The following is a 23,019-nucleotide window of genomic DNA, read 5'->3' as shown; positions in this document are numbered from 1 at the left end:
CTCCTATACTGTAATTTTATTTTAATATTTTTTAGGAAATTTCTCATTTTGTTTTACTCTATTTATATGCTAGCACCAATTCTACTTTCGGTAATAGACAGATTTATCTTATCTTCAAAAACTTTAGTAGGTTTTTTATATCCCAATTACACAAAGATTTAATACCACACCCGATTATTTTCGTCGTTTCCTCTTGATACAAGCCGCGGACTAATCGGACTTTTTTTAAACTAATACTTGACATTAGACACTGGTAAATAGTATTCTTATAAAAGATGGTGTATATACACGCAATTTGTATGTAATAATAAAATGGAGGTGATATATCTGTGGAGAAACAGGCAAGTGAAGTAGCTCCTAAACAATCTAATCGTTGCAATTGCATGAATCTTCGCAGGGCATCCAGAGCAATTACTCAATTTTATGATGATACACTAAAACCAAGCGGACTCACGGTCACTCAATTGTCTCTATTGCGACATCTCGGAATGCTGAAAACGGCTACTATTAGTGAACTGGCAAAAATGGTACAAATAGATCGTACTACGTTGAATCGAAATATGAAGCCATTGATCAGAGAGGGATTTATTGACATTAGACGGGGCAGGGATTCACGTACACGACAGATCGCACTGACAGCTCAAGGGAAAAATGCAGCAATCAGGGGTTGGAAACTATGGGAAGTGGCTCAAAAAACAATAAAAGAATATATGGGAAATAATGATTTGGTTAAACTTACTCAATTACTTTTAAAGGTGGAGAACATTGCGCACTATAACGGAAAAAATTAATATGGGTTAAAATTTTTAGTATTAATATCTGGTTAAATTAATATGGGTGTATATGCACGCATATTGTTTACAGAGGTAATGCAGTAATATTTTAAATGGAGTGAAAATAATATGTTATTAAGCAGCATACAGGAAAAAGTTAATGAGTTCGTTTTGAAAAGTCCTCTGAATATAATAGAACATCTTGAGTCTCTGTCTTCACCACCGATTTCCTATGCTCCTATGCGAATATATGAATTACCATTGATTGGTATTGCTAGTGCTGATGATTCACTATGGGATACATTTAAAAATATCAATATAATTGGACCTGCCCATAAGTCTCCTGGTGAATGGCTGCCTGGAGCCAAATCGGTAATTTCATATTTTTTACCCTATACTGAAAGAATACGTAAAGCAAACAGAATTGAAAAAATAACAGCAACTGAATGGCTTTATGGCCGCTGGGAAGGAGAAATGTTCAATCAGGCATTGCGGCAATTCATTATTAAGTTAGTAGAAAAAAATGGTAATAATGCATTAGCACCTGTTTTGGATAAACGATTTGCTGTTGACAATCTTCGTGCAAATTGGTCAGAACGACATGCTGCGTTTGTGGCGGGATTAGGAACCTTTAGCTTAAGCAGGTCGATGATTACCCTAAAAGGCACAGCTGGTCGATTTGGTAGTGTAATAATTGATTCGCCATTAGACTTAACGCGGCGAGCCTATACACAATACGATGAATATTGTATAAAATGTATGGCTTGCGCCAGACGTTGTCCGCCTCAGGCTATTAATAACAAGGGGAAAGATAATGAATGCTGCAGAATGCATTTGTACAAGGAAAAGGAAATATATAATCCCCGCTATGGCTGTGCTAAATGTCAAACAAAAGTACCTTGTGAAGATAAAATACCGGTCAATTTGGTAAAAAGCAATTGAAATATAATGCCTGAATTGAAGTAATAATATTCTGTTGGATATAATTTAGAGAAGAGCACCTGAAATTTAAAAGGAGTGTATAGAATGGAATTGATAACAATAGATCAAGAAAAATGTATTCAATGTGGGGCCTGCGTTAAGGAATGCCCATCATTTGTTTTAAGTATGGGGAGAACCGGTCCGGAGGTAGCAGCGGCCCAATCCTGCATTGCTTGTGGTCATTGTGTTGCCATATGTCCACAGGCAGCAATTGATTATAAAAAGACACCATTGTCTAAACAACTGGAATTAGCTGATTATCCCCAATTAAATGCGAAAGAATCGGAGTTATTTTTGCGGTCCCGCCGTTCAATTCGCAGTTATTTAAAAAAAGCAGTTCCAAGAGAAGAATTGGTTAAACTTGTTAATATAGCTCGATTTGCACCAACAGCAAGTAATTCACAAAGCATATCATATGTAATTATTGATGACAGGAAAATATTGGATGCGTCAGTTGAAATAGTAATTGATAAATTGGAAAGTGATAATACATTAAAGCGGAGATTTACGCACTATTTGAATGAATACCATAAAAATGGAGTTGATGTTATTCTCCGTAATGCACCCAGTCTCATCTTAGCAACAGCTGATATGAATTTCCCGCGAGGTAGAGAAAATTCCATTTTTTCCTTAGCATACTTGGAATTATATGCGCCAACACTTGGCCTTGGTTCATGCTGGGCTGGAATTTTAGAAGTTTTAGCGCTTGATATAAAATCTCCTTTGCTTAAGTTATTTCATATTCCTGAGGGTAGAAAGATTACCGGAGCAGTAATGGCAGGATATCCTCAATACAAATATAAGCGATTAGTGGAAAGAAATCCGTTGAATGTTGATTTTTATGAAGAAATATGAAAATCGGTTGATTAGATTATATATTTTATACAGATATTTATAGGTTTTTTATAATTGTAGATACATTGGCGTTTTTGATAACATAAAAAATGTTATCAAAATTTTTGGGACATAAAATTATTAAAGGATAATAAAATACCTCGAGTTTCCAGTATATATCATATATACTGGAACTCGAGGTATTTTATAGTAAATGATTAATTAGCATGTAGTAAATAAAAAATTGGCATTAATAAAATTCAAATGTCTGAATTGAAAAGTGAACCAACTGCTGTGGCACTACTTGTAGAAGAATCATTAAATTTGTCAAGCTGATTGATTGATGATGAGTTGGTGTTAGAATTTCCGTTGGAATCATTTGAATTTGGTGGGGGAACTTTTGTTTCTGAAATAATTTTTTTCCCCTGTGTGACGACAATCAACAAGGAACCATCAGATAGTGTTTCAGTGGTAGTCGTGACGGCATTGTCTCCTTTAGAGCTGCCGCCTGATGAAGATGATGCTCCGCCAGATGACTTAGTAGACATTGTATTGGTTGATTTCGCTGCTGATACCGTTGCCGTTGGTTGGGTATGCGTTGCCAAAATTGAAGATAAATCACTAAGTGCATTAATACTGCTCATTATATTAACCTCCTTTTACAATTTATTCCCATTTTTGTAAAATGGGTTGTAAATTATATCAACAAATATTGATATATATAAGGAGTACCGCAGTCATTGCGGATTGGCAATATAAATATTGTCATGTACTATTACATCATGTTTAAAACTCCATTTATTATATCGTGATTAGTAATGTGAATCTTAATACCAGCAATAAAATAATCAGAAATTTATAGATCAATAAGAATTTGTGCCGTGATATTTACAATTAGATTATTTATGGTATGTTTGATATATATTGATAGGTGTTTGTAAGACTGCTGTTGTGAAAATTGGTAAAAATATCAGTGCATTTTATGTTATTCTTGCGGTACAAACCACAGGCCGTTATTGTGTGTATTTATATATTGTTTAAATTCGTCAGAATGATAAGCTGCAGCGATATCCTTAGCCCAACGGCTGTCTTTGTTTTTTTCATTGACTACCACCTGCAAAAGCAGATGAGGTAGAATATCTTCCTTTAAAAGGGCTGTAGACGGATCGATTTTTGCATTATATATTATCGAACCAGTTATGACAATGTAGGCAAAATCACTTCGTACCGCAGGAATATTAAGTGATTTCATTTCAGTGAACTGAAGATTATGCGGATTGTCAATTATATCCTGTTGCGTAACTGTTGATAAGTCCTTACCTGGATCGAGCTTTATCCATCCGGCCTTTTGCAGCAATGCATAAGCACGTGCCGTATTAGAGGCGTCGTTGGGCACTGCTATGCGGTCACCGTCGGCAATTTGGTCCAGGGTATTCTTTGAACCTGGATAAATTCCGGCAGGAACTGTGGGGATCGGTGTGATTGCAGACAAATGACCATTCTGTTTTTCGTTGAAGTTTTCCATGTAAGCCGTGTGTTGTTCTACATTAAAATCAACTTCTCCCTCATTCAGTGCAATGTCGGCCTGCAATAGGTCTGACATATCCTTTCCCGTTATTTTATAACCTTTTTTTTCAAGGATTGGTTTGATTCCCTGCTCGAATAATTCGGAGTATGGACCCTGCGATTTGCTGTAAACCAAATCTTTTTTTGTATTACTGGAACCGGTATCATTGCTACAGCCAGTCAGCATAAAGATACTTATTGCGGCAGACAGTAATACCACGGTTAGTTTTTTTAATTTCATAGTTATTCTCTCTTTCTACAGTATATAAAGAAATAAATCAATCAATATCCGCGAGCCTTGGCAGAAAAATAATTTCCGATAGATTGTATTATTTGGACAAAGACAATCAAAACTATAACAGTAAAAAACATCAGGGGAAAATTAAGACGTTCGTAACCATATGTCAATGCCAGATCTCCAACTCCGCCGGCGCCTATGGCACCGGCCATGGCTGTGGCACCAATAAGTCCTATTGTTCCTGTAGTCACGGACAGGATCAATGAACCACGTGCTTCCGGCAGAATGAAATGCCATACGATTTCAAAATAAGATGCCCCCATGGCTTGGGCTGCCTCAATAATACCTTTATTTACTTCTAAAATGGAGTTTTCAAATAATCTGGTTAGGTACGGTGCAATAAAAATCACCAGCGGTACTAAAGCTGCCGTTGTTCCGACACGGGTTCCTACCAGTATTTTTGTCAGTGGTAAAATAAATACCATCAGAATGATGAAAGGTACACTGCGGATAATATTAACACCGGTATTTATCACCGTATAAACAATATGATTTTTTAGTATTCCACCCGGGTTGGTCAGCATCAATGAGACAGATAGAATAATAGCTGTGGCTGTACCTATTGCCAAAGAGATGAATACCATATATAGTGTTTGCTCAGCTGCCAGTATTATCTGTGAATAAGGAACTCCTAAATTTATCATAATCTGACCTCCTGCCATTGTATTTGATGACTGCTGATATAGTCTGTAATTTTTTTGATTTCGAGATCATCACCAATTATCTGCACAATAAAAATACCTAGTACAGTTTTCTGCAGTTCATTGACCGAAGCGAACAAGATATTTGTTTCGGCGCTGTAATTTTTGTTGACATGATACAATATATTATTTTGTGCATTGTTGCCAAGAAATCGAATTTTAATAATTCTATAGTAGCGTGGATCATTTTTCAGTTTATTTTGAATGATAGCCGGTATTTTGTCTGGAATTACTGTCCTGATAAAGCGCCTGGTCATCTGCTGCCGGGGATTGCTAAAAACCTCCAGAACGGAGCCGGTCTCCACGATACAACCCCTTTCCATGACCGCTACTTGGTCACAGATGCGTTGTATAACATTTATTTCATGTGTCACAATCAGGATCGTAATATTAAATTCTTGGTTGACTTTTCGCAAAAGATGCAGGATGGATTCTGTTGTCTCTGGATCCAAGGCACTTGTCGCTTCGTCACACAGTAAAATGGAAGGATCTGTTGCCAGTGCACGAGCTATACCGACACGCTGTTTTTGTCCACCTGATAACTGAGCCGGATAGGCATTCCTTTTATCTGACAATTCGACGAATTTTAGCAACCGGGAAATGCGTCGGTCGATCTCATTTTTATCAATATGGTTCAAAATCAGTGGAATTGCTATATTTTCATAAACTGTTTTAGAATTCAGCAGATTGAATTGCTGAAATATCATTCCAATGTCCTTACGTACTTTTCTTAGCTCACTGAATGATAATTTGTTAATATTTTTCCCATCAATTTCAACATGACCATTCGTAGGGGTTTCCAACGCATTGACCATTCGCAGCAATGTAGATTTACCTGCTCCACTGAACCCTATTACACCAAATATGTTCCCGGTACGGATTTCCAGCGATACATGTTTAAGTGCATCTATCCTCTGTTTTTTCACAGTAAAAATTTTACTGATGTCAACAAATTTAATCATATTAATAACCCCGGGCTTTCTATTTTTTAATCTGTTCGAGTGCATGAGCTGACAGCTGGGCCATATATTCGGCAGTAGGAAAAAGTGCCGCCGAATCAATTTGAAAATGAGGATTATGGTTTGGATAGGATAAGCCTGTTCCAATTAAGACAAAGACACCTTTGATTTTTTCTTGGTAAAATGCAAAATCTTCACCACCTAGTGAATCCGGTGAGGGTTCGACAATTAAGCCATTTTGTTGCGCTATCTTTTCGGCGAATTTTGTCCATTCCTTGTCATTGGCCGTTGCTGGCGGACCGTCATGCCAGATGATTTTGGCCGTCGCCCCATAAGCTTTAGCAATATATTCCGATAAATCATAAATCCTTTGCCGGACCATATTGCGATCATTTGTCTTTAAAGTACGTGTGGTACCTTCTAAGTAAACTTGCTCAGGTATAACATTCCAGGTATTGCCGCCTTGAAAATGAGTGATACTGATGAGGTCGGCGGCAAATGGATCCGCATTGCGGCTTACTACAGATTGGACTGCTGTTACAAAAGCGGAAGCAGCTACAATGGGGTCAATACCGTTTTGGGGATGTGCTGCGTGAGTACCCTCGCCATTGAAGATAATTTCGAAGCGATCCACCGCTGCTGTTACGGCTCCAGCTCTGATAGCAGCAACTCCTACAGGAAACAGTGAGGAACTATGCAACCCAAAAATGACTTGTACATCCGCCAATACGCCTGTTTCTAAAATCTTCAGTGCACCGCCTGGTGCTTCTTCACCTGGCTGGAATATAATGCGTACAGTACCCTTTAATTCTTTTTCATGTTGCTTTAATATATATACTGCGCCCAGGATAGAAGCTGTATGAAAATCGTGACCGCAGGCATGCATTTTTCCATCTGTTTGCGATTTATATGATAAATCAGTCTCTTCTTGAACAGGCAGAGCATCGATATCACAGCGGATTGCCACAATCGGCGGCTGACCGGTACCTACTTCTGCTACAAGTCCTGTCTGCAGCGGCAGATTAATAATATCGATACCTTCCGCCTGCAGATTCTGTCTGATACGCGCTGTTGTGTTGAATTCCTCATAGGACAGCTCCGGATGTGCGTGAAACCAATGGAATTCACTTATTATTTTTTCTGCAATTTTTTTGGTGTTCATAGAATATTCAACCTGCCTTTTTAAATGATAGACGATACATAAATTTTCCTTAAAATAAAAGACTGGGTCACAAAGCTACACTATCAATAACATTTATATAAAATGTCATTGATAATATACTTTATAGCCCAGCCTTCATTTTTTATGATCAACCGTGTTTAATATATTTATAATATTAGATATTATACTAACTGAATACTTTTTTTTTGTCAATAATAAACTTGTCCTGAAGAGGTTAGAATGGTAGATTTTTCAGTATTGCAGGCATTATATAATTTCTAATTTAATGAGATATGGAATCAGTGGATATTGGAATAATTATTCCGGTTTATTTTTTATATATTATTACCGGATTCATCAATAATATCAATAGTTTTAATCATAATAATAAAACGGACCTCATTTGTAAGGCCCGTTTTTATGTAAAATCACAATTTATTGCTGATTAAATAAGTAAGGGGTGTTATAATCAACAATAAATTGGTGATGATGGCTATAATTCAGTTGTCTGACGTTCAATAACTAAATTATAGCATTGTCATATTGTAAATGTATGGCAGCAATGTGACATTTTCCTGAAAATAAAGTGAAATTTATGAAAGGGCACTTTCCTGGATATAAAAAATTTTTTTATCGGCGTCCATATAGACTTTTGTTCCTTCCGGGATAGTAATGTTATATCGGCCATGACCGATAGGAAGTCCTGCAAGGATAGGAATATTAAGTGGTAATAACCTATCCGCTATTATATCTTCTACAGTAAAATCCCCTGCTTTTTTTGCTCTACAATTACTCCATTCACCAAGGATAATACCACGCACTTCCCGAAGCTTACCTGAACTTAAAAGCTGTGTCAGCATTCTGTCAATTCGGTAAGGGGATTCACTTACATCTTCAAGAAATAATATAGTATTTTTGGTTTCGATTTCATAAGGAGTAGCCAATAGAGCTGTTATCAAAGATAAATTGCCGCCGATAATTTTGCCACTGGCGGTACCGGAAGATAATGGCTGCAGCGGCGGCATATCGTTTGCAGCCATTATCTGACCAACTGGTTCAGTTGAGCAGAGTGCTTTAGTTAAGTATTCTATGTTGTAGTCAGCAGAACTTGAGCACAGCTGTCTGGACATGGGGCCATGAAAGGTAATGAGACCGCATTTTTTTTGAATGGCAAGATGAATAGAGGTGATATCACTAAATCCAATAAATATTTTAGGATTATTCTTTATTGCTGCATAATTTAGTTTTTCTAAAATTCGTGTGGCTCCATAACCACCGCGGCTGCAGAATATGGCATCAATAGTATCATCCATAAAAAAGTTATTGATATCGGCGGCTCTGTGGTCGTCTGATCCGGCAAGATATGATTTTTGTTCATAGGCATGCTGTCCTATTTTGATTTTATAACCTTTGTTTTTTAACATTGCTGACATATGTTCAATCTCATCTTTAGCAATACCACTTGCTGGGGATATTATACCTATCGTATTTCCTTTTGTTAGTTTATGGGGTTTTATCATTATGTATTGTTTCCTTATAATTATTTTTTGACATACCATTTTCTTGATTTTTAGCGGTTGTTCGTAATTTTACAAACAAATAAAAAGGGATACCGCTAAGCATAAGTAAAAATCCCCACATAACAGCTTCAGCTCCGGTACAGTATACTGCATATGTGGAATATAATAAAGCCAAAAGAGGAACAAATCCATTTTTAATGAAATTAAAGATGGTGATTTTATTACCTTGTTGCCGTGCAATCAAAATATCAGCAGCAGCAACAAATATATATGGTGGTAAGGCGGCCATTGTTGCCAGCAGCATAATAAATTCATAAGCGGCGTTGAGACCTTTGAAATAGTTCATAGAAATGAGTCCTACTGAAAGAAAACTGCTGATCATAATGGAGGCGGCAGGTGTATTATGTTTTTTGTCTAACTTGGAGAATATCGGAGGGAATAGATTGTTTTTAGCTGCAGAGAATGCGGAGCGGGAGGCAACTATTATTCCACCATTGGCACAGCCGAGGGTGGAAATGATTACGGCAGACGCAATAAACAGTCCGCCCCACATACCGCCGGTCATTTTGTCCAGCATGTCAGCGATAGGTGCTTGAGATTGGGCAAGTTGGTCTTGAGGCAATATGCCGGTGGATAAAGTGCTGATTAGTAAATAAATTATAACTAAACCTAATGTTCCCCAAATTGTTGCCCATTTAATATTCTTGCGCGGATTTTTAATTTCACCACCAGCTGTCGTAGCACTTTCTATGCCGGTGAACGACCACATAGTGATAGCAATCGCAGCCGATAATGAGATAAATGGATTTGAGCCATTTTTTTCGATAGACATTTGTGAAACCGTATGGAAATTGGCTGCATCAAAATACCATGCTGCAAGAATCACAAATAGTAATAGCGGCAGCAATTTGCATATGGTTGTTATATTAGATACCAGCATGCCCTGTTTTATTCCCTTTATATTTATATAAGCTAAGCAGCAAAACATAGCACTGCCAACTAAAAAGGACAGTAAATTATTAGTACTGAGTACAGGAAAAAATTTGCTCATATATCTTAAACAAGCAATGATAAGTGTGGCTCCCCCGGTCGTTTGGGCAATCCAATAAAACCATGCAACAAAAAAAGCAGCAAGATCTCCAAAGGCAGCATGAGTATATTCTACACAGCCACCTGTTTTAGGTATTTTATTGGCCATGTCGGCAAAACTCAGGGCAATCATAATCGCTCCCAGCGCAGTTATGATCCAGGCAATTATTGAAATAGTGGGAGAAGATGCTTTAGCCAGATTTTGCGGAGCTAAAAATATTCCTGATCCCATAGTACTGCCGATTACAAAAAGTGTAGCAGTGCCAAGCCCAATTTCCCTTTTTAATCCGTCGTCAGTGTGTCTTTTTTCCATTTAACGGCCATCCCTCTCTAAGTTCTCAATTATAGTGGAAGAATAAATAAAATAATTTAATTTATGATAAATCGGGCAATAATAATTTGCATAACATCCCCGGTTAATATAATGAAGCAGCCTATAATTAATATTAATTTTAATTATTCTAACACTTTTAACTAAGAAATGAATGGTGTTTAATGCTTAAATAATTAGCACTTTTTGCAATATCTGGTATGATATTATGAAAAATATGAGACAATATTAGAACAACGGGAAATTACTTTTTGACAGTATGCAGCAGTTTACCTAGTATATGTAAACCGGTGCCGATTTGCTGCAGGGAAAGTGTTGCAAAGCTTATCCTGACATGTTGCTGGTCGGTATGGCGTGGATAAAAATTAGAACCATCGGTTATCAGCAGTTTATTAATTTTAGCTAACTGACACAGTTTAGCTGCTGTTATATACTCGGGCAGTTCTAACCAGAAAGAAAGGCCGCCGTGCGGATTGTCCCATTTTACAGCCGGCGGCAGACATTGCTGGACTGTGTTACGGGCAAAGTCAAATTGAATATTATAAATTCTGCGGATGTCATCAATATGTTTCTGCCATAATCCTTCCCGTAGATATAGATCAAAGATACGCTGTGTGAAACCAGATGTCGAAATATCAGCGATATATTTGGCTTCTAGCAGTTTTTGGGACAGACCTTCGGGCATGTTTAAAAAAGCTAAACGCAGTCCAGGCATGAAAATTTTAGAAAAACTTTTAATATAGATTATCCTGTCAGTACGATCCAATGATTTTAAAGGAAACAAAGGGTTTTTACGATAGGATAGCTCACTTATATAATCATCTTCTAAAATAAAAATATTATAGTAGTCGGCAAGCTTTATTAATGCATTTCTTTTTTCAAGACTATAGGAACAACCAGTCGGATTTTGCAGTACAGGCATTATATAGATGAGTTTTGGATGAAATTGTTTTAACTTGTTTTCCAATATATCAAGATTAATACCGTCTTTTTCCAAAGGAATGTCTATTATCTTTGCTCCATTGGCAAGAAAAGAGGCAATGGCACCGGGATAAGTAGGAGATTCTGTAAATACATAGTCACCGTGGTTAAGCAACGTACGGGCAACAATATCAATGCCCTGCTGGGCACCAGAAATAATTTGGATGTTATTAACATTTGTTTTGATGTGGTTTTTTCTTAAATAAGCAGTTATAGATTCACGTAACGGAATAAAACCTTGGCTTTCTTGATAACTAAAGGCACGCCCCTGATCACGGTCCAATATTTTTATGAGAATTTTTTTCAATTCTTCAACGGATACAATATCAGGATTAAGAGCAATACTGCTCATATTTATAGTACCGATGATGCTGTCCTTATCAGTTATGTCAGTGAGATATATATTGGAAGTGTCAAATTCATAGGAAAGAGCTGAGTGGGCAGTCACTGGTTGTTCAGAAACGTAACTGCCACTGCCGGCTGTCGAAAAAATGAAGCCATTTTTCTCAAGTTCCCTGTAGGCATTTACGACAGTACCGGCATTGATAGACAAATAAGCGGCTAGTTTGCGCACCGGGGGCAATTTATAACCAGGGGCAAAATATCCGGAACGGATCATTCGTAAAAGTTCATCATATAACTGTATGTATAAAGGTTTTTTGGTCTTTTTTGATAATTGTATCGACACAAAATTGCTATTCATCTTGTATAATCTCCATCATTTTGTTAAAATAAGAAAATTTATTAAAAAATGTACTATATTGTATCAGTACACTTGCAATTTTAATAGATTTTAATAATTTGTCAATGAGGGAGACAACAATATGGAAGAAAGATATCAGTTAAACAAAAATTTGGCTCAAATGCTTAAGGGCGGGGTGATAATGGATGTAACTAACGTTGAACAGGCAAAAATTGCCGAAAATGCAGGTGCTGTGGCAGTAATGGCCTTGGAACGTGTTCCGGCAGATATTCGTCGGGAAGGCGGGGTCGCTCGCATGTCAGATCCTAAAATGATTCGTGAAATAAAAGCAGCAGTTTCCATACCGGTTATGGCTAAAGTAAGGATCGGACACTTTGTGGAAGCACAGATTTTGGAAGCTATAGGAATTGATTATATTGATGAATCGGAAGTTCTCACTCCGGCCGATGATGAAAATCACATTGATAAATCAACCTTTAAGATACCATTCGTCTGCGGGGCAAGAAATTTAGGCGAAGCCTTGCGGCGTATTGGAGAAGGAGCTTCAATGATAAGGACTAAAGGTGAAGCAGGTACAGGAGATGTCATCGAAGCCGTACGACATATGCGTACGATGACAAGTGACATGCGTCGTGTACAAACAGCTTCACAAATGGAACTTATGCATATTGCCAAGGAATTTGGAGCACCATTTGATCTAATTAAATACGTGCATGATAACGGAAAACTACCAGTAGTGAACTTTGCTGCCGGTGGTATTGCCACTCCGGCAGATGCGGCGCTTATGATGCAATTGGGAGTGGATGGCGTATTTGTCGGTTCGGGTATTTTTAAATCTGGTAATCCGGCCAAGAGAGCTAAAGCTATTGTAGAAGCTGTTACTTATTATGATGATGCAGTAAAATTAGCCAAGATTTCTGAAGATTTGGGTCCAGCAATGGTTGGCATTAATATTGAAGATATCCCGGCGGAAAACCACTTGGCTAATCGGGGCTGGTAGAATGAAAACCATTGGGGTATTGGCGCTGCAAGGAGCTGTAGCAGAACATTTGGATAAGTTAGAGCAGATTGGAACAGCAGGGAAAAAAGTGCGGACAATCAATGAATTGCAGCAAATAGACGGACTAATAATACCTGGTGGTGAGTCGACTGCGATAGGTAAGCTGTTGGACGATTTTGCTTTAACGGAACCGCTGGAAAAATTGATTAAAGATGGACTGCCGGTATGGGGAACATGTGCCGGAATGATTTTGTTGGCAAAAAGAATTTGCGGACAGGAAAAAACATATTTAAATGCAATGGACATAAGTGTGCGGCGTAATGCTTATGGTGGACAGTTGGACAGCTTCATTACCACATGTCAGATACCTGCAATTGCGTCTGGAAAATTGCCATTGGTGTTTATTCGTGCGCCATATATACAAGACATCGGTAAAACTGTAAAAATATTAGCTGAGGTTGGAGAAAATATAGTAGCGGCAAGGCAGGACAATATGCTGGTGACTTCATTTCATCCGGAATTGACACATGTAGATGATTTTCATAAATATTTCAGGCAAATGTGCTGTCAATAAATAACAGTCATCTTATTTTATGCGGTGTATATTGGCAGAAATCATGGTAACTGACAAAGTGTTGCTTCATTTTATGTTTTTATTTCTGAACGGACAGATTTTTATTGAAGTATATTGTCGAAATTTTATTGACAAGCCCCAAATAGATGGTATAATCAATAGATAATAAATGTGTTTGACTGATTAGAAAACTAAAGGTCGAGGCGTACAACGGTATGCTTTGGCCTTTTTTCTTTCACATTTTACGAAATAGGGAAAAGGGGTAATAAGATATGAGTGAACATGAATACAAATTTGAGACTTTACAGCTGCATGTAGGGCAGGAAAAAGCCGACCCGGCAACTGATTCACGTGCAGTACCGATTTACCAGACAACATCATACGTTTTCAAGGACAGCCAGCAGGCAAGTGATCGATTTGGCCTTAAAGATGCAGGAAACATATATGGACGTCTTACCAATACGACCCAGGATGTTTTTGAACGGCGTATTGCAGCACTTGAAGGCGGTGTAGCGGCATTGGCAACAGCTTCTGGTGCAGCTGCCATAGCGTATGCGTTTCATGCTTTGGCACATGTCGGGGACCATATAGTTGCAGCGACAACTATTTATGGTGGTACATATAACCTCTTGGAACACACTCTACCGGATAGAGGAATAACAACCACTTTTGTAAGTCCTGATGATGGAGCGGGTGCCTTTGATGCAGCCGTGCGCGAAAATACCAGGCTTATTTTTATTGAAACTGTTGGTAATCCTAATGCTGATATAATTGATATTGAAAAAATAGCAGCTGTAGCACATAAGCATAAGATACCATTGGTTGTTGATAATACTTTTGCCACACCTTATCAGGTTAAGCCATTTGATTATGGGGCTGATATTGTTGTTCATTCAGCAACAAAGTTTATTGGCGGACATGGAACAACTTTGGGTGGGGTACTCGTTGACAGTGGTAAGTTTGACTGGATTGCCTCGGGGAAATTTCCGCATCTTGTAGAACCTAATATCAGCTATCATGGTATTAGTTTTGCCAAAGATGTAGGAGCAGCGGCCTTTGCGGTATATGCAAGAGCACTGTTGCTGCGTGACACGGGTGCATGTATTTCACCATTTAATGCGTTTTTGCTTTTGCAGGGAACTGAAACCTTATCATTGCGCGTGGAAAGACATGTAGAAAACTCATTGAAAGTGGTTGATTTTCTCAGCAAACATCCTAAAGTTGATAAAGTAAACCATCCGTCTTTATCAGCTCATAAGGATCATGAGCTTTATAAAAAATATTTTCCGAACGGTGGAATTTCAATCTTCACTTTTGAAATAAAGGGTGGAGAACAGCAAGCACGCAAGTTTATTGATCATTTAAAGATTTTTTCTCTGCTGGCTAATGTCGCTGACGTAAAATCATTGGTTATCCATCCTGCCAGCACTACCCATTCGCAGATGAGTGCAGAAGAACTGCAGCAAAGCGGTATAACACCGTCGACAGTTCGTTTGTCAATTGGTACGGAACATATTGATGATATAATTTGGGATTTAAGTCAGGCTTTTGATGCTATATGATTATTGATTAAAATTAAACGCAGTAAATTTTATAGTATACTAAACACCAATATAATTAGATATTGTGTTGAGCAGGATACTGCAGACGAGGATATTCGGGATAATGCCTGAATATCCTCGTTTTGTTACCGGGGCAGTAATAAGCACCGATAAAAAACGTCTGAGTAGAAAATAAAATAATGAATAGCAGATGCTGAACAGATAACTGTAAGCCGTATAATTCTCAAAAGAATGTTGCGGCTTATTATTTTTTAGGGAGTGGTAATTAATGCAGGAAATAAAATGGACACCAAAAGAGTTAAAACTATTGAAGGCCAGCTCCTGTATTTTGCGGCTGCCATCCCATAAAATTATTTTCAACGAGGACAGCCAGGCAAATTATATTTATTACGTTGAAAGTGGACATATTAAACATTACCACAATACTGCCACCGGTAAGGAAATCATTGTTTCGATTTACTGCGATGGGGAAATAATTGGTTTGCCCGCCGTTTTGCTGGGAGAAACCCGCGGCGTCTTTGCCAAGACTATGGAGAACTGTGTGCTTTGGCAAATATCACGGATAAAATTTATGAAAATCCTTGAGGAGAATATAAATATAGCTGTTAAACTGATTATGATATTTTGCTCATATGTGAGGAACTATGAATATCGTCTGGAGGAACTAATGGTGGCTGACACCGAGGCAAAAGTCGCAAGTCTGCTTTGTCATTTAGTGGAATACAAGACAGATTCTCAAGACAAATATTATATAAATTATCGCATTACGCATCAAGAAATGGCAAACATGATCGGAGCATGTCGTCAGACGGTTACAGAAATATTGGGGCGATTTCAAGAAAGGGGTTGGATCAGAACTAACAAAAATAACGTTATAGAAATAACATCATGGGACGATATATATAGAATAAATTTACTAAAGGAAAAATAGAGATAAAACCAAGAATGCTGATTATAGAGCATTCATTAAATAATTGCTATGATAATGTCATCAACAGCTCAAAAAAATATTGAATAAATAGTCCTTCAGTTAACAACTTTCAAATATTGAAATTATGTATATAAATTTAATAAAGTAAATAATAAAATACGTGATTGTGTTTAATCTTAAATGAATTTATGTTTATTCAAAAAATATAAATGTGTTTTCAAAATTGACTTTTATAAAAATAAGTGTTAAAATTTGTAATTATGTTACTAATTTAATATTGTGATTCGAATGAAGATATTGGGAGAGAGACTGTATAGTCCGCCGAAGATGTTATGCTTTCAGGCAAAAGAACCATTATCGGACGAACCTCTGGAGAGCCTCGATAGAGCACCGAAGGAGCAACTCGGCATTTTGCCGATGAATCTCTCAGGTAAAAGGACAGAGTTAATAAAGTTAGCTATCCTTAGAGGTCAATTTACAATTGTATTTTGACCTCTTTCTTTTTGGCAGCCGCAGAGAAATTTTAGTAATTATTATAAAAATAAAGGCGGTATTAATATGACGGAAAAACAAAATTTATCAAGGGAGCTGAAGAATCGCCATGTTCAGTTGCTGGCTATTGGCGGGGCAATAGGCACAGGACTATTTCTGGGGTCAGGGCGATCTATTCATTTGGCAGGGCCATCCATTTTATTAGCATATATAATAACTGGGGTGGCGTGTTTTTGGGTCATGCGGGCGCTTGGTGAATTGCTGCTTTCCAACTTAAATTATCATTCTTTCGTAGATTTTGTTTATGAGTATTTAGGTGATAAAGCTGCTTTTATAACTGGATGGACATATTGGTTCTGCTGGATATCACTGGCAATGGCCGATTTAACAGCAGCAGGAATGTATATCCAGTATTGGCTGCCCAGCATTCCTCAATGGATTCCCAGTTTTGTTGTGTTAATGGTATTGCTGATTATGAATCTTACGGCAGTGAAAATATTTGGTGAAATGGAATTTTGGTTTGCACTGATAAAGGTAATTGCGATAGTATCACTGATAGCAGTGGGAATTATTATGATCATTAAAGGTTTTTCCACCAATATTGGCGTATCGACTTTTGCCAATTTGTGGAGTAACGGTGGATGGTTTCCCAATGGGTTAAGTGGCTTTATTCTTTCCTTTCAAATGGTGGTGTTTGCCTTTACAGGTATTGAACTGGTAGGCATAACAGCCGGTGAAACCAAAAATCCGGCTAAGGTAATTCCTTCAGCTATTAATAATATTCCGATAAGGGTAATTATATTTTATATTGGTGCATTAGCAATAATCATGAGCATATATCCTTGGACGGAGATCAGTCCTGATAAGAGTCCGTTTGTACAGGTATTTGCGGCAGTGGGAATAGCGGCGGCTGCTGGAATTGTAAATTTTGTTGTGCTTACGGCTGCAGCATCGGCATGCAATAGTGGTATTTTTAGCACTAGCCGTATGGTTTATTCATTATCACAAGAGGGAAATGCCCCGGAATCAATGAAAAAATTGACACATAATAATGTCCCATCCAATGCTACGCTGTTTTCTGCAGCAGTAATTTTGATTTCAGTAATTTTAAATTATGTTATGCCCAAAAGCGTGTTTGTATTGATTACCAGCATATCGACGATTTGTTTTATTTATATTTGGGCGGTTATGGTTATTTGCCATATGAAATATCGCAAGGCAAAACCAGATATAGCATCAGATATAAAATTTAGAATGCCTTTGTATCCATTTAGCAGTTATTTTATTTTTGCTTTTTTTGCTTTTGTTATAGTCATATTGGCTTTTAACGATGAAACGCGGGTGGCACTTTTTGTGACGCCACTGTGGTTTATTATGTTGGCATTTATCAAGGCCAGAATGAAAAGCAAAGATATTGTTGAAGGCGACTGGGTACGGCCGTAATGTGACAATGTAGAAATTAATAATATTACAGTGCACTTTTCCATTAATTTGATTGGAAAAGTGCATTATTTTTATAAATCCGTTTTGCATTGAAATAAATAATAAAGTAAAATAAATCTTTATATGGCTAATTTATGTGTTTTTTTATATTATGTGATAATGGAAAAATATAGTGGAGGACAGTAAAGCGTGCAGCAATTACCAAGTATTCAGCAGTTAGAAAATTTTATTATTTATGCTCGGGTAAAAAATTTCACCGCAGCGGCAAAGGAAGCTAATATAACTCAGGCAGCTTTTAGTTTTCAAATGAAAAAACTGGAAGAGTTACTCGGTGTTCAGTTGATAACACGAACTAATCGAGGTAGTGAATTAACTGCATCAGGAGAACAATTTTTGCAGCGCGTACAAAAAATTATCAATGAATTATCGAAATGTGTATATGATGTAAAAAAACTGCAAGGTAGAATGATCCCATTGAATGTTGGTACGTTGATGTCATTGGGAGATGTTTTGATGAATCAGCATTTAGCATACTTTCAGGAACATAATATAAATTTGCCGATAAATGTATACAATTTGGAAGCATATGAGTTGCTGCACCGGTTGAAAATTGGCAGGCTGGATGTAATATCGACTTTTTCCCTGCCTCAATTAGATACGACAGGATATGAAAGAGTATTTTTTGCTGATGAGAAGATGGTATATTATGCCCCACAGCTTTGTTTAAAAATAGAAAAAGTAGAAACCGCAGTTATCACTTCATATCCATTGGCACAATATGCACCACAGTATTTAATGAATTCGATAATTCATGATTATCTTATGATTAATAAGGCAGTGCCTCATGTACAGGCATGGTTGTCAACACCTTATGCAATAATGCATTATTGTCAGCAAAATGAGACAGGGGCAATCCTTTCTGAGCGATTGCTGAATGCAATGGGAATAAATGAAGGTTATTATGACATGCAGCCAGAATTTATTCTTAAATGTTACTTGATGTATAAATCTGATAATCCTAAGTATAAAATAATGAAAGTATTTATTGATCATATAAGAAATTTGTATAAAACATAATATAAAAACAATAAAGTCTTTCATTCTTCGAAAGAAATGATATCTGCCATAAGATTATATTATGGCAGATATCATTTTCTTTTGTTATACAAAGTTATTTTAAAAGTATATAATGGGCGATGTTAATTCATTTTAAAATAAAAGTGGAGATGGAATAATGAAGGGCAGGTCCTTGTTTAACAGAAATTTTATGCTTGATACGGGTATAAATTTTGTTGTGTATCTTATTTATTATTTATTGATGGTTATAATAGCTGTTGTGGCTAAAGATCAGCTGAAGGCTTCTTTGAGTGAAGCCGGACTGGCTTCAGGAATTTATATTTTAGGAACACTGATGGCCAGATTACAATTAGGAAAAGAAATTGAACTATATGGCAGGAAAAGAACATTATATTTTGGCATATTCTTTTATTTAATAACTACATTGATGTATTTTTATATTCCTAATTTAACTATGATGTATATAATACGGTTTTTGAACGGAATGGCTTATGGTGTTATTTCTACAGCCACAAATACGATAATTGCCAATTGCATTCCGGAAGAGCGCCGCGGTGAAGGCATAAATTATTATGGATTAAGTACCAGTCTAGCTGCGGCTATCGGACCGTTCCTCGGCATGCTGTTGATGATAGTGGCCAATTTTACGGTTATAATTGTCACTTGTGTGGTACTTATTGTGTTATGCGTAATAGGATGTTTTGCGCTTGATGTAAAGGAAATAAATCTTACGGCAATTCAGCGTAAACAGATGAAAAAGTATACATTTGATAATTATGTAGAATCACGTGTATTGATCATTTCAGTAATTGGCTTTTTGATGGGATTTGCCTATTCCAGTGTGTTAAGTTTTTTGGCTGCATATACTAGAGAGATAAATTTGGCTGACGCAGGTACGTTCTTTTTTGTAGTTTATGCAGTAGTGATTACAGTTACACGTCCGATTACGGGGGTCATTTTCGACCGTAAAGGGGAAAATTATGTTTTGTATCCCTGCTATGTTTGTCTGGCGGTCGGATTGTTTTTACTTAGCATTACGCATACATCGCCGATTCTATTACTTGCAGGTGTGTTTGTCGGACTGGGATATGGGACATTCATGTCTAACGGTCAGGCAGTGTGTATAAAACTCACCCCATCACATCGGGTAAGTGTGGCTTTATCAACTTACTTTGTGGCACTTGATTTTGGATTGGGAGTAGGTCCGTATATTTTGGGAAGCCTGCATTCAACATTGACTTTTCAAAATCTTTATGTTGTAGCTGCCTGTACGGCAGTAATATGTTTGATATTGTATTATTTGCTTTACGGCAGAAGAGCAGGTGGGCAGACAAGAATGGCCGCGCAGGAAGATACTTTGATTGATTACGAATGATTTGATATATTTCCCGATAAATTGTTTGGAAAGATATGGACAATATTTCGTATGATGGTTTTGTCCTTATAGTAAAAGCGCTGATAAAAATACAAGGCTGTTTCCAAAATATGGGGAACAGCCTTGTATTTATGTAAAAAGGATGAAAGTTGAATATATGTGAAATATTATGAGAAAGTATGTTTGTAAACTGGGAGTTTTTTAATTTATTGCTCTTGCGGAAAAACTGACAAGCTGTCATAATATGAAATGATTTATATAAGCCGGGAGGTGTTGAACATGAAACGCATTGTTAGTAATTTCAAGATAAAGGCAGCCATCGCAGGAATCATTGTAATTTTGATAAGTTGTGGTACATTATACTGGTATTTCGGTTATTATGTAAAAACACCTGATTATGCAATAAAAAAGATTGGAACTTCTATAGCTGAGCACGATGTAAAAACATTTAACAAATATGTGGATAGAAAAGCTTTGCTTGATGATTTGGCCGATTCCGTGACAGAAAGTATTGTCCATGCTGATCAGCAGTCGGTGGACGGTACAGGTTTTGCAATGCAGGAATATTCTTCAATATTTAAAAAAGCTTTCATAAAAGGGTTTGATGAAGCCTTAACTGATTATGTGACATACGGTGAAGTGGCAGTTAAGCAGAATTCTGATGATCAATCAACCGGAACATCTGACTATGCTGATTTGTTACAAACCTCAGGTTTAAATAATTTGACTTACAATAGTTATAAATTGGTAAGCATTGATAAACAGACCAAGAAAGCTTTACTGGAAGTCGATGTAGTGCAAAATGAAATTGATGAACCATTTGCCTTTAATGTTACTATGGAACAGCAGGCTGACGGACATTGGGAAATGGTAAAAGTAGAAAATTTTTCTGATTTTTTAAAACTCCTTAATGAAAAACGTCGTCAGGAAATGCTTTCCTATGTGAGTAAGACAGATGCATTGATGACCGAACATGATAAAACCTTCAAGAACATTGACGGACAGCTTCAGGATATAAAAGATACGGGCAGTATTGGCAATAATGATGTGCGTAATAATTTAAAAAATATTATAAATGATAATATGTTACCGCATTGGCATATGCTGAAGGAAGCATTGGCTGCGGTCAGTGTGCCCAAATCAGCAGAAACGTTACAGCGGCTGCGTTTGAAAATTTGTGATTTGTATATAGCTTACTATGAAAATTATGTCAAATGGCTTGATGACAAGGAAATCAAAAGTCTGCGTGAAGCTGAAAGTAATTTAAAACGAGCTAAAACACTGGAAACTAATGAAACTGATTTAGTCAATATTATTAAGCGGGATTTGGCAAAATGAGCAATTTTTGACTAGGCTTTTTTATAAATATAAAAAATATAAGATTTTTTTCGATTGAAAATCATATTTTACGATTATAAATAATATGAATTTTAATTATTATTAGGAAAATTATTGTAGAATAAAGAAGTATAGGATATGAAAAAAATCATCAGCGTTGAGATACTGTTGGTTATCAAGTATAATAGTAGCTGTGAGGTGTGAGTCAAAATGAAAAAAAGTCAAAAAGAAGCAAGGGTGCTTTTGTATAATTTTATCGATCAGAATGATTTAGCTAAAACGTGTGAATTTTTTACTTTACATAATATAAAACAAACTATAGTTGATAAGGCTGATTTCAATCAGAAAGTGGGATTCCTGCTAAACCTTAAAGGCTTTTCAGGGGCAAACAATACAGGTGAGGAAGATTTTGATTTTAATCATAAGGTAATAATATTTCATAATATAAATAATAAACATTTAGATGAAGTTTTGGCAAAAATGAAAAATGCTGATATAATAAGCCTATACAAAGCAGTTGTAACTCCACTAAACCGTTTTTGGACATTGAAAAGGCTTTGTATTACTATGCAAAAGGAACATGGGGCAATGATTGAACTGCAAAAAAAGCGGGAGGATCATGAGTAATAATTCTAACGAAGAATTCGAAAATACCCGTAAAATTGAACCCGTTTCACAGCATAAAATTATTGGTGCTAAACGGCATGATATTGAAATAGAAGATGCGAACAATACTAAACATGGCAGATCATTACATTTTTGGCAAAAACGTATAAGTAGTGAGTCAAGGTTGATTATTTTGGCTGCAGTATTTGTAATAGCACTTTTGTGTGGCTTTTTACTTTCATCTTACTATAATGATAAACAACAAATGGCTGAAAATGATAATATCCATCAGCAGCAAATGATAGATAGGCAGCGGTCTGACATAAAAATGCAGCAGCGCAGCTTGGAACAGCAGCGTCAGCATTTGGAAGATGAACGAAAAGAGCTGTATAAACAGTCGGATGAAGATACTCCTCAAAGTTTCGGAGAATGGCTGGGAAGTGTTGCTGATAAAATTTCGGGGAAAACTCCTGAACGGGAAAAAGCAAAGATCGGGGCAACTGCAAAGCGTACTACGGCTACTGCCGAAATACAGTCTAAGATTGATGAGATAAATAGTAGTTTGGCTAAATTGGAGACTACAGGACAGCAACTTTCGCAATTACAGCAAAATCTTAGTGATGAGTATCATAAAAATAAGGATGCGGTAACTCTTGTAAAAACATACTTACAGAGTATTCTTCCGTGAAAAATATGATAATATAGGTAAAGAAGGATAGGATG

General features: G+C 36.8%; 21 protein-coding genes and 2 riboswitches. Of the genes, 13 read left to right on the top strand and 8 right to left on the bottom strand.

Annotated features, from left to right (window positions below; genetic code table 11):
• Positions 1–329 precede the first annotated feature (329 nt).
• The 3 genes from I6751_RS01975 to I6751_RS01965 all read left to right on the top strand — a co-directional run bounded on the left by I6751_RS01975 (position 330) and on the right by I6751_RS01965 (position 2,609).
• Positions 330–791: a MarR family winged helix-turn-helix transcriptional regulator gene (locus tag I6751_RS01975; protein WP_330998609.1), complete on the top strand. Its 462-nt coding sequence runs from the start codon at positions 330–332 to the stop codon at positions 789–791.
• Positions 792–902: 111 nt separating this feature from the next.
• Positions 903–1,715 (top strand): epoxyqueuosine reductase, encoded by an 813-nt coding sequence (locus I6751_RS01970; RefSeq protein ID WP_196590108.1) that lies wholly within the window; start codon positions 903–905, stop codon positions 1,713–1,715.
• Positions 1,716–1,799: 84 nt separating this feature from the next.
• Positions 1,800–2,609, top strand: a complete 810-nt coding sequence (locus I6751_RS01965) for a nitroreductase family protein (protein WP_196590109.1) — start codon at positions 1,800–1,802, stop codon at positions 2,607–2,609.
• Between the two features lie 239 nt (positions 2,610–2,848).
• Here the strand turns inward: I6751_RS01965 and I6751_RS01960 are convergent, their stop codons facing one another.
• From I6751_RS01960 to pdxR, 8 genes are all read right to left on the bottom strand, one after another.
• Positions 2,849–3,232 carry a hypothetical protein gene (locus I6751_RS01960; protein WP_196590110.1) on the bottom strand — a complete coding sequence of 128 codons (384 nt, stop codon included), beginning with the start codon at positions 3,230–3,232 and terminating at the stop codon, positions 2,849–2,851.
• 341 nt (positions 3,233–3,573) lie between these two features.
• Positions 3,574–4,395: a MetQ/NlpA family ABC transporter substrate-binding protein gene (locus I6751_RS01955; protein ID WP_196590111.1), complete on the bottom strand. Its 822-nt coding sequence runs from the start codon at positions 4,393–4,395 to the stop codon at positions 3,574–3,576.
• A 41-nt stretch (positions 4,396–4,436) separates the two neighbouring features.
• The gene (locus tag I6751_RS01950; RefSeq protein WP_196590112.1) at positions 4,437–5,096 is read right to left on the bottom strand and encodes a methionine ABC transporter permease; all 660 of its coding nucleotides are present in this window, start codon (positions 5,094–5,096) and stop codon (positions 4,437–4,439) included.
• On the bottom strand, positions 5,093–6,115 hold the full coding sequence (locus I6751_RS01945; RefSeq protein ID WP_196590113.1) for a methionine ABC transporter ATP-binding protein: 1,023 nt from the start codon (positions 6,113–6,115) through the stop codon (positions 5,093–5,095). Before I6751_RS01945 ends, I6751_RS01950 begins: the two co-directional genes overlap by 4 nt.
• 19 nt (positions 6,116–6,134) lie before the next feature.
• Positions 6,135–7,274 (bottom strand): amidohydrolase, encoded by a 1,140-nt coding sequence (locus tag I6751_RS01940; RefSeq protein WP_196590114.1) that lies wholly within the window; start codon positions 7,272–7,274, stop codon positions 6,135–6,137.
• Between the two features lie 593 nt (positions 7,275–7,867).
• Entirely contained in the window at positions 7,868–8,794 is a 927-nt protein-coding gene (locus I6751_RS01935) for a S66 peptidase family protein (RefSeq protein WP_196590115.1), read from the bottom strand.
• The gene (locus I6751_RS01930) at positions 8,778–10,196 is read right to left on the bottom strand and encodes an APC family permease (protein WP_196590116.1); all 1,419 of its coding nucleotides are present in this window, start codon (positions 10,194–10,196) and stop codon (positions 8,778–8,780) included. The genes I6751_RS01935 and I6751_RS01930 overlap by 17 nt, the downstream gene beginning before the upstream one ends.
• A gap of 262 nt (positions 10,197–10,458) precedes the next feature.
• Complete coding sequence (gene pdxR / locus I6751_RS01925) at positions 10,459–11,898, bottom strand: MocR-like pyridoxine biosynthesis transcription factor PdxR (RefSeq protein ID WP_196590117.1); 1,440 nt, start codon at positions 11,896–11,898, stop codon at positions 10,459–10,461.
• A gap of 121 nt (positions 11,899–12,019) precedes the next feature.
• Here pdxR and pdxS point away from each other — a divergent pair, with 121 nt between their 5' ends.
• The 10 genes from pdxS to I6751_RS01875 all read left to right on the top strand — a co-directional run bounded on the left by pdxS (position 12,020) and on the right by I6751_RS01875 (position 22,984).
• A complete protein-coding gene (gene pdxS / locus I6751_RS01920) occupies positions 12,020–12,898 on the top strand; it encodes a pyridoxal 5'-phosphate synthase lyase subunit PdxS (RefSeq protein WP_196590118.1) in 879 nt (292 codons plus the stop codon).
• A 1-nt stretch (position 12,899) separates the two neighbouring features.
• Positions 12,900–13,472 carry a pyridoxal 5'-phosphate synthase glutaminase subunit PdxT gene (gene pdxT, locus I6751_RS01915; RefSeq protein ID WP_196590119.1) on the top strand — a complete coding sequence of 191 codons (573 nt, stop codon included), beginning with the start codon at positions 12,900–12,902 and terminating at the stop codon, positions 13,470–13,472.
• A 272-nt stretch (positions 13,473–13,744) separates the two neighbouring features.
• Positions 13,745–15,034, top strand: a complete 1,290-nt coding sequence (locus I6751_RS01910; protein ID WP_196590120.1) for an O-acetylhomoserine aminocarboxypropyltransferase/cysteine synthase family protein — start codon at positions 13,745–13,747, stop codon at positions 15,032–15,034.
• A 268-nt stretch (positions 15,035–15,302) separates the two neighbouring features.
• Positions 15,303–15,965: a Crp/Fnr family transcriptional regulator gene (locus I6751_RS01905; protein ID WP_196590121.1), complete on the top strand. Its 663-nt coding sequence runs from the start codon at positions 15,303–15,305 to the stop codon at positions 15,963–15,965.
• 288 nt (positions 15,966–16,253) lie between these two features.
• A riboswitch (glycine riboswitch) is annotated at positions 16,254–16,329 on the top strand.
• 3 nt (positions 16,330–16,332) lie between these two features.
• Positions 16,333–16,409: riboswitch (glycine riboswitch) on the top strand.
• Between the two features lie 114 nt (positions 16,410–16,523).
• Complete coding sequence (locus I6751_RS01900) at positions 16,524–17,900, top strand: amino acid permease (protein ID WP_196590122.1); 1,377 nt, start codon at positions 16,524–16,526, stop codon at positions 17,898–17,900.
• 189 nt (positions 17,901–18,089) lie between these two features.
• Positions 18,090–18,977 (top strand): LysR family transcriptional regulator, encoded by an 888-nt coding sequence (locus I6751_RS13845; RefSeq protein ID WP_196590123.1) that lies wholly within the window; start codon positions 18,090–18,092, stop codon positions 18,975–18,977.
• A gap of 157 nt (positions 18,978–19,134) precedes the next feature.
• Complete coding sequence (locus tag I6751_RS01890; RefSeq protein WP_196590124.1) at positions 19,135–20,352, top strand: MFS transporter; 1,218 nt, start codon at positions 19,135–19,137, stop codon at positions 20,350–20,352.
• Positions 20,353–20,631: 279 nt separating this feature from the next.
• Positions 20,632–21,690, top strand: a complete 1,059-nt coding sequence (locus I6751_RS01885) for a DUF2939 domain-containing protein (RefSeq protein WP_182187849.1) — start codon at positions 20,632–20,634, stop codon at positions 21,688–21,690.
• Between the two features lie 210 nt (positions 21,691–21,900).
• On the top strand, positions 21,901–22,317 hold the full coding sequence (locus I6751_RS01880; protein WP_196590125.1) for a DUF3783 domain-containing protein: 417 nt from the start codon (positions 21,901–21,903) through the stop codon (positions 22,315–22,317).
• Complete coding sequence (locus tag I6751_RS01875; protein WP_196590126.1) at positions 22,310–22,984, top strand: hypothetical protein; 675 nt, start codon at positions 22,310–22,312, stop codon at positions 22,982–22,984. The genes I6751_RS01880 and I6751_RS01875 overlap by 8 nt, the downstream gene beginning before the upstream one ends.
• Positions 22,985–23,019 lie beyond the last annotated feature (35 nt).

The organism is Pectinatus frisingensis (assembly GCF_015732285.1).
In the GTDB taxonomy this organism is placed as follows: domain Bacteria; phylum Bacillota; class Negativicutes; order Selenomonadales; family Selenomonadaceae; genus Pectinatus; species Pectinatus frisingensis.
The sequence above is the reverse complement of the archived record's forward strand: the minus strand, read 5'-3'. Positions and strand labels throughout refer to the sequence as shown.

Bases quoted from the DNA above. Each gene is read 5' to 3' on its own strand.
- I6751_RS01905 (WP_196590121.1), top strand. From the start codon at position 15,303: ATGCAGGAAATAAAATGGACACCAAAAGAGTTAAAACTATTGAAGGCC.
- I6751_RS01955 (WP_196590111.1), bottom strand. From the start codon at position 4,395: ATGAAATTAAAAAAACTAACCGTGGTATTACTGTCTGCCGCAATAAGT.
- I6751_RS01890 (WP_196590124.1), top strand. From the start codon at position 19,135: ATGAAGGGCAGGTCCTTGTTTAACAGAAATTTTATGCTTGATACGGGT.
- I6751_RS01880 (WP_196590125.1), top strand. From the start codon at position 21,901: ATGAAAAAAAGTCAAAAAGAAGCAAGGGTGCTTTTGTATAATTTTATC.
- I6751_RS01900 (WP_196590122.1), top strand. From the start codon at position 16,524: ATGACGGAAAAACAAAATTTATCAAGGGAGCTGAAGAATCGCCATGTT.
- I6751_RS01885 (WP_182187849.1), top strand. From the start codon at position 20,632: ATGAAACGCATTGTTAGTAATTTCAAGATAAAGGCAGCCATCGCAGGA.
- pdxR (WP_196590117.1), bottom strand. From the start codon at position 11,898: ATGAATAGCAATTTTGTGTCGATACAATTATCAAAAAAGACCAAAAAA.
- I6751_RS01940 (WP_196590114.1), bottom strand. From the start codon at position 7,274: ATGAACACCAAAAAAATTGCAGAAAAAATAATAAGTGAATTCCATTGG.
- pdxS (WP_196590118.1), top strand. From the start codon at position 12,020: ATGGAAGAAAGATATCAGTTAAACAAAAATTTGGCTCAAATGCTTAAG.
- I6751_RS01960 (WP_196590110.1), bottom strand. From the start codon at position 3,232: ATGAGCAGTATTAATGCACTTAGTGATTTATCTTCAATTTTGGCAACG.
- I6751_RS01965 (WP_196590109.1), top strand. From the start codon at position 1,800: ATGGAATTGATAACAATAGATCAAGAAAAATGTATTCAATGTGGGGCC.
- I6751_RS01935 (WP_196590115.1), bottom strand. From the start codon at position 8,794: ATGATAAAACCCCATAAACTAACAAAAGGAAATACGATAGGTATAATA.
- pdxT (WP_196590119.1), top strand. From the start codon at position 12,900: ATGAAAACCATTGGGGTATTGGCGCTGCAAGGAGCTGTAGCAGAACAT.
- I6751_RS01945 (WP_196590113.1), bottom strand. From the start codon at position 6,115: ATGATTAAATTTGTTGACATCAGTAAAATTTTTACTGTGAAAAAACAG.
- I6751_RS01970 (WP_196590108.1), top strand. From the start codon at position 903: ATGTTATTAAGCAGCATACAGGAAAAAGTTAATGAGTTCGTTTTGAAA.
- I6751_RS01910 (WP_196590120.1), top strand. From the start codon at position 13,745: ATGAGTGAACATGAATACAAATTTGAGACTTTACAGCTGCATGTAGGG.
- I6751_RS01930 (WP_196590116.1), bottom strand. From the start codon at position 10,196: ATGGAAAAAAGACACACTGACGACGGATTAAAAAGGGAAATTGGGCTT.
- I6751_RS01950 (WP_196590112.1), bottom strand. From the start codon at position 5,096: ATGATAAATTTAGGAGTTCCTTATTCACAGATAATACTGGCAGCTGAG.
- I6751_RS01875 (WP_196590126.1), top strand. From the start codon at position 22,310: ATGAGTAATAATTCTAACGAAGAATTCGAAAATACCCGTAAAATTGAA.